Source organism: Nocardiopsis sp. NPDC101807, from assembly GCF_044766605.1.
Taxonomy (GTDB): domain Bacteria; phylum Actinomycetota; class Actinomycetes; order Streptosporangiales; family Streptosporangiaceae; genus Nocardiopsis; species Nocardiopsis tropica.
In genome coordinates this window covers 26,552-34,505 of the sequence record NZ_JBIWMK010000016.1, presented here as the reverse complement: position 1 = coordinate 34,505, position 7,954 = coordinate 26,552, and the positions used below count along the sequence as shown (strand labels likewise).

Genomic DNA, 7,954 nt, shown 5'->3' with positions numbered 1-7,954 from the left:
AACACCCCGGCCTGGGCGACGACCTCTTCCACCCCGGAATGAACGACGGCCCCCTGACCGTCAACTTCCTCAACGCCATCGTCCCCGACAACCCGATGGCGTTCCCTCCCCCCGGAGCCGAACAGACCACACCGGAACCGCAGGCGCAGAACCCCGGCACCGAACACGGGGAGCGCACCACGTCCCAGGAGCGGAGCGACCCGGAACAGCACACACCCGCGCCCGTCGCCGTGGCGCCCCCGACGGGCCAGGCAGCCCCTCCGCCCGCGAACACACCGCAGAACACGACCACCGACAACAACCAGCGCTCCACACCCGCCGAACGCTCCCCCCAGCGCACCAACGACACCCGCACCCCCGACCCCTCCACCGACCGGTCACCCCGCGACGGCAACACCCCCCACGTCACCACCGAGGGCGCACCGACCGCCCCGGAGACCTCCACCACCGTCGACCCCGTCGACCAGCACGACCAGCACGACCAGCACGCGACGGACAAGCAGCGGACGACCTCCACCGACGAGCGCGTCCCGGAGCAGCGGTCCTCCTCGAGCGAATCCCCGACGCCCGCCACCGAGAGCGGACCGACCCGGGACACGGAGGCCACCGGGCCCAGCCCGTCCGAACGCGGCAGCGAACAGCCCGGGAACCGCGACGAGGGCACCTCCCGCGACGACGACCGCTCCCGGAACGACGAGGGGGACCGATCCGGCGACGGAGACGAGCGGTCGGGCGAACAGAGCGGCGACCGCTCCGCAGACACCGAGGACACCGGACACACCCCCTCCGACCGCGACGGCGAACAGTCCGACGAGCGCGATGAGGGATCCTCCGGGAACGACGACCGATCCCAGGACCGCGACGAAGACCAGCCCGGTGACGGCAGGAACCGCTCCGGCGACGGCGAACGATCGGGCGAGAAGAGCGGCGACCGCTCCGGAGCCGTCGACGATCTCTACCCGGTGGGGGCGGAGCGGTCGGTGCGGTTCACCCCTCCCGATGACGCTGACGACGCCTCCGCGAGCTCGCCTGCCGTGTCCTCCGCCGGTCCTGGCGCGGATCGGTCGGCGACCGGTCCCGCGCGGACTCCGGATCCGGATGTCGCCGGTGCTCCGGTGTCCGGGGCGCCGGTCAACCATCGGCCGGGGGAACCGGCGCCGGTGCGGAATGACCTGCCCGGCTCTGACCGGTGGGGTCCGGAGTCGCAGCCGCAGGTGCGCAAGGTCTCGAGCCTTTTCGCGCAGAACCTGAAGCTGCCGGAGGGTGCGCCGCCGTTGACGGTGGAGGTGAACACCAACCATGGTCCGATGCGTGCTGAGGTGCGGATCGACAATCTCTTCTTCGAGTCCACGACGAGGAAGATCGATGGTGCGGGTGAGGGGGATCCGTCCTCGGTTCGTGATGTGAAGCTGCGGATCCGTGCTCTTCTTCAACAGGGCGTGGACATGCGGGCTCAGGTCTATGCGTCGATGGCGTTGAAGCGGCAGGTCGAGGAGGTGTTCAACGACAAGTTCGTGCTGCCGCGCGGTGGACAGCAGCTGAAGGTGAGCTTCGATCTGGTGAGCCCCAGTTCTGAGGGGGCGCACGCCACGCTGGTCTGGTCTCCGGTGCCGCCTGCGGCTGATGGTGTGCCGCCGGATCTGGGGACGGATGGTGATGGCCGGGGCGTTGGTGAGGTACTGCGTCGGTTGGGGATGCTGGACGGGGACCCGGCACGGGGTGAGGACCGCCCGTATGTGGCGCGGCGGACGCTGGAGCGGATCGAGACGATGGTGGAGCCGCGTCCGGCACGCCGCTGGTCCGACCCTCGGAGTGCTGAACCCGCGCGGGTGCACACCGGCCTGGCGGACCCGTCCGCGTGGGAGGCCGCGCGGGCGACGGCGCCGGTCCACCAGGTGGGCAGATCCGTGGACGCCGACTTCGCCGAACCCATGGCCGACTCCCGCGCGGCCCGGCCGCTGGACCTCGGCCCCGACGGTGACCCGGTGGGCCTCGACGATGACGGCAACCCCGTCGACCTCGACGCCAACGGTGACCCGGTCGACCCGGCGACGGTGCTGGACAACCCCGACGCCCGGCCCGGCGCCCCGGAGCGGTTCGTCAAGGCGGAGATGGACCCCCTGTGGGCCACCCGCAGGTTCGAGTGGGCGCGAATCCCGATTCCGGAGGAACACCGCACGGAGGGGGGCCCGACCCATGTCCTGGAGCTCACCTTCCGCCCTCGGATCCGCCGCGACGAGGACACTCTGACGCCAGAGCGGTACGAGGCGTACGTGCGCGCGTACGAGGCCAAGCTGGACGCCATGTGGAACCGGCAATTCCGGGTCCGCGGGGACGGGACCGTGGTGGGTGCGGACGGCACCCGGATGCACAAACTCGGTGACGACCTGTTCAACACCCTCTTCGGGGAAAAGAGCGTCCCGGACCCGGACGACATGAAGGTGGCCGATTCCGCATCGGGTGCCGAGCCGCCCTCGCCCGGGAGCGGGGACCAGCTGCACGTCCGCCTCCTCTTGGCAGACGACTCCACCCCCGCTGCCCAGGTCCATCATGAGATCGACCTGTACTCCCACCCCCAGCGGGGGGGCAAGAGCATGGGCACCAGTAACTGGAACGCGGCGTTCCCGGTGGAATCGGGTGTCCATGAAACCGCGCACCTGCTGGGGCTGCTCGATGAGTACTTCCAGCCGGGAACGGTTTTCCGGGGGAGCAGGGACGCCGATGCGGTGCGTCCGAGCGACGATGACCACGGCTACGGCCTCATGGGCAACGCATGGACGAAGCGCGGCGCCGACGGGCAGTTGTACGCACGCCGCGACCCCGTCGTCCTGAGCGGTTACCTCGACACGATCGCCTCGGTCGTGGAGCACGGCACGTCCGACTACACGCCGCCGCCACGGGCCGCCGAACTGTCCGACGAGGTGAAGTCGGACATCATCCAGATCCTCGCGCCCGGTCTGGACGCGTCAGACCCGCGGCGGGCCGCCGTCTTCGACCGGTTCGCCCTGGCCACGGACCAACTGATCCGGGGGTGGGACGGTGAGCGGATCGCGGACCAGCTCGTCTCTCCCGAGGACGCCTCGGCGCGGGGCACCGACTCCGGCGCCGACACCCGCGCGGCCCGAGCCCGTGCCGCCTTCGACGCCCAGGTCGACCGCTGGCGGGCCGACGGTCGGCTGGCGCGGGCGCTGGATCTCGTCGACCGGAGCGGGGTGCGCGTGCCCGCCTCCGCCATGACCGATGCGCTGCCCGACCACGTTCGGGGCGAGCTCCACGACGTGCTGACCGAGTCCGATGAGCCGGCCTACGTCGACACGCTGGCCGTCTTCGCCGCCGGGCGCGACCACGCCGCGGGCCGCGGGCCGATCGACGACATTCCCGCCGTTCAGGGACGCCCTCCCATCACCGCCGGGGACGTACGGACGCAGATCGACCAGTGGCGTTCCAACGGCGATCTGGTCGAAGCGCTCGGTGTGCTCGCCGACAACGGCCTGGAGGTGACGGGCGACGAGTGGATCGGAGCCCTGCCCGACGACGCGCTGCGAGATGTCGCCCACCACTTGCTCTCCGGGCTGCAACCGGTCTCCGCGGACCCGGGCCTGGATCGGGCGGGGCTGGAGCGTGTGGCCCTGGATGTGTTCGGCGTCGGGTTCGACCAGATGGTGCACCGCTCACCGGCGCGGGACCTCACCGTCACCGTTCCGGACGGCCGACAGGTCCCGGTGTCCGCGATGGAGGTGTACAACCAGCTCAAGGCGTGGCGGAAGCAGGGGGCGCTGGCCGATGCGCTGCGCGTTCTGCGTGGCTCCGGCGTCCCCGTTCCCGACGATGTCCTCGCCCGGGCTTCCGGTAGGCGGACGGTTCCGGTGGGGGCGGGGCGGTCGGTGCGGTTCACCCCTCCCGATGACGCTGACGACGCCTCCGTGAGCTCGCCTGCCGTGTCCTCCGCCGGTCCTGGCGCGGATCGGTCGGCGACCGGTCCCGCGCGGACTCCGGATCCGGATGTCGCCGGTGCTCCGGTGTCCGGGGCGCCGGTCAACCATCGGCCGGGGGAACCGGCGCCGGTGCGGGACGACCTGCCGGGCTCTGACCGGTCGGGGCAGGAGTCGCAGCCGCCTGCTCCGCCCGGAAAGGGCCGGGACGGCCACGACATCGAGGCCTTCCCCATGACCGAGAGCGCAGGCCGGACGGGGGACCCCTCTCCGCAGGCCGCGTCGGACAGGGTGGCCGAGGCCGTCCGCCTCGGTGAGCTGGCCTCGGCGAGCATCAAGGACGCCATCAGCGGCTACCAGCGCGCCCAGGACCTGGTCGCCCAGACCCGCGAGGCCGAGAGCCAGGGCCGTCCCGACGCCGCCGACCTGCGCGCCCAGGCCTACGAGGCACAGCGCGAGGCCAACGACGCCTACCGCGCCTACGACTTCTTCGCCCAGATGCAGGCCGACCTGCTGCGCCCCGACGGCCCGACCACCGTCATGGCCGTCCTGGAGACCACCGGCGGGTCGAGCCGCGACCCCGGACCCGTCCCCCTCGGCGGAACCAGCAGGGACGTACCCCTCGGCCCCCTCGGCGCCGACTCCCCCCTCACGCGCGACGGCGGCCCGGCCGACGACCGGAACACCACCGGGACCGACGGCGACCGGGACCCGAACCGGAGCACCCGGGAGGGCCCGCCTCCTCCCCCGCCCCTCACCTACGGCGGCGACTTCGTTCCGGACCGCAGCGGCCAGAGCTACGACCTGGGCTACCTGAGCACGTCCACCCTCCTCGGACCGCACATGCTCTTCACCGAGCACCTGCCCGGGTTCGTCCACGACGTCCTGGCCGGCACCCCGGGCATGCCCGCCCCCGCACGTCAGGGGATCGTGGACGGTGTGGTCGACATCCTCACCAGGGAGGGGCCGCGCCCCTTCCTGCGCGAGGGCGGGCGCACCGTCAGCACCACCCACGACGGGCAGACGTGGAGCGCCGACATCGACCTGCGCCCCGAGGACGGCGAGTTCTACCACGTCGGCACCGAGAACCTGAGCGGCGGCGGGGACTCCAGGTTCCTGAGGCTCCACGACGCCGGGCCCGGGGTGGACTCCAGCGACGGCGGGTCACGCGGCGCGGGCAAGACCGTCGGCACCAAGTTCACAATGAGCCCCTTGTACGTAGCGAGCGCAGGCGGCAACGACATCGGGCCGATCGCGGCCATCGGCGGGCGCGGCGGCATGAAGGTCCGGGGCACCTCCGGGTCGGCCTCGACCGGTGCCAACTCCGCCAGCGGGATCGAACTGCTCGGCGCCCCGAACCTCTACGTCGGCGACCTGCACATGAAGGCCTCCGTCACCGGCCCCGGCCTCACCTCCCCCCGTGTCCAGGAGGGGACCGCGTACAACGGGCTGACCATGAACCTGCCCGGGGAGGTGGTCTCCTCCGACGCGCCCCGGCACATCGAGCCCGACAACGGGCCGGCGGACGCGAACGGAAACCGTCCACCGGTGAACCGACCGCTCATCGGCACCGGCCACCCGCTGGAGATCACCCGCTTCTCCCCGGTCCCCCCCGCGTCCGATGGCGGAACCAGCGGTGACACGGACGGGAACACCGGCGGAGACGGTGGGACCGACCGCAGCGGTGACGGCGACCGCGACGACGGCACCACCACGAAGGACGGCGGCGGCCGTCCGGGGAAGGGCACCCTCGGCACCTGGCTCGCCGACCACTTCCTGGGGACCCCTCCCAAGGGCGGACGGGGCGGCGGCCGCGCCCCCTCCCGGCAGGAACGGCGTGACAACCAGTACCGCGAGGCCATCGAGTCCACCTTCGACAACGACCGGGTGCTGCAGTACCTGCCGCAGATGGTCAACAGTTCCGCGCACATCCGGATCGAGATCCCCGGAAGCCGTCCGCGCATCATGCAGATGTGGTCGGTCTCGACCGAGTACGACCGCAAGGACTTCGCCCCCGGCCTGGCCGACTTCGTGCACAGCAACACCGCGGTCAAGAGCGACTCCTCCAGCGTGAAGCACTCCACCGTGGCCTCCGGCTCGATCGGCGGCGGCTTCGGCATCTGGATCGACCTGCCCAACGGCAGGAGCATCCGGATCGACGTGCCCTTCGTGGAGTACTCGGCGACGTTCGAGAAGAGCACCGGGACCACCCTGAACACCTCGGGGACCAGCAGCCACGTCGTGCACGCCCCCTCCGGCCACGCGGCCTACGACGTCAAGCGCGACTTCTACGTCCGCGTCCAGGGCGAGCCGGACACCCACCGCTTCGAGGCCGACACCGTCGAGATGCTCACGGTCGAGGACGCCCGCCTGCTCAACGGCGAACCGTCCAAGGCCCCGACCTCGGCCGACGGACCGGCCGCGCCGCCACGGCCCCCGTTCCCGAACCTCGCGGTGGACCACCCCACGGACCTGAGCGGGGCCACCGTACGCGGGTTCGGCCACGCTCCCCCGGCCCCTCCGGCGGACACCACCGCGACGACGGGAACCACAGGCGACACCGACGCCACGGACACGGCGGACACCACCGGGAACGACGACGCCGACGGTGACACGCAGGCGCCCCCCTCACCGCAGCGCCCGTTCTACGACGACCTGGCGTACAACGTGCTCAAGGGCATCGCCGAGAAGCGCCCCGGCATGGTCATCCCGGACCTGGCGCGGACCAACAAGGACTACGCCGTCCGCCCCAGCCGCATGGACCCCGAAGGACCGCTCCGCAGCTTCCGCGAGCGCTGGGGTCTGCGCCGCAACGTGGACGTGGCCCGGGACAACACGCTCAAGGTCATCAAGGCGCTCTCCGAGTCCGGCCTCAAGAGCGGCGCGTCCGACCTGCCCGGCGACGGCATCCCGGTGCGCCTCAAGGAATCCGCCGTGATCGACCCGACGATGCTCCGGCGGGACAAGGGGTCCCGTCCCGACGCCGTGACCGTGCGCGTCTACGGCGACTTCGACCGCCTGGTGCACCAGTTCGACACGACCGCCAGCGGCGGCGCCCGGTTCGCGGGCTCGGCCGGCATCACGACCACGAAGGGGTCGAGCGTCAACCACTCGCTCGGCCTCAACGTGGGCGCGAGCGTGCGCACCGACGAAGGCGCCGACGCGCGCGGCGTCCCCCGGGTCCTGGGAAACCCCTCGGGTTCGCTGAACACCTCCCTGAGCACGGGCAAGGGCTCCAGCCAGGGCCTCTCCCACAGTTCCGAGGAGACGGTCCTGTTCAGCGGGGACTCCGACGTGTGGACGTCCCGCACCCGCTTCACCGCACGGCTGTTCGAGCACGACGACATCGGCATGGCGCGCGACGACCGGCCCCAGCGCGAACACGGCATCCCGCTCCTGGGGACGGGGATGGACGCCGAGACCGTCCTCCTCACGCCCAAGATGCCCCCGATGGCCCCGGACACCGTGTCCGACCCGGCGGGCACGACCCGCGACGGCGACACCGCCACCTCCTCCGACGGGCAGGAGACGCGGAACACCCCCGCGACCGCCACGGACACCCGGGGGGAGGACTCCACGCGGACGGACACCTCCGGGGACACGGACACCGACACGGCCGACGGCCGGCAGCCGCTCACGCCCGAGCAGGCACGGGACATGATCCGCCGGAACTTCGTCCCGCAGACCGCCCCCGGCGGCACGCCGGAGGGTGGCCGGGGCGGCCGGTGGACCGTCATCCGGGACGGGGCCGTGCACACCTGGGGACGCCTGTTCGGCGAGGGCGCCCAGGTCGTCACCCCTCCCCAGAACACCACCGCTCCCCCCACGGGCACCGTGACGACCACCGTCGCCGACGGGAACCGGGCGGTGGTCCTCTCCCCGCCGCCTCCCCCCGGCAACACCGGGGGAACCAACGACAACCAGGCCGTCCTCCTCTCCCCGCCGCCCCCCGACGGCGCCACCACGGGAACGACGCAGCAGCCCGTCGCGACGAGCGGGGACGGCGCCCCGGCCAACGGGCC

1 protein-coding gene (only partly in view) is annotated in these 7,954 nt (G+C 72.2%); it reads left to right on the top strand.

The window, feature by feature from the left end; all coding sequences use genetic code 11:
* Nucleotides 1-38: 38 nt before the first annotated feature.
* Nucleotides 39-7,954 carry the start of a hypothetical protein gene (locus ACIRPH_RS31490; RefSeq protein ID WP_402921238.1) on the top strand. It continues 24,193 nt past the right edge of the window, so the window shows 7,916 of its 32,109 coding nt (coding positions 1-7,916); its start codon is at nucleotides 39-41; the stop codon falls past the right edge of the window.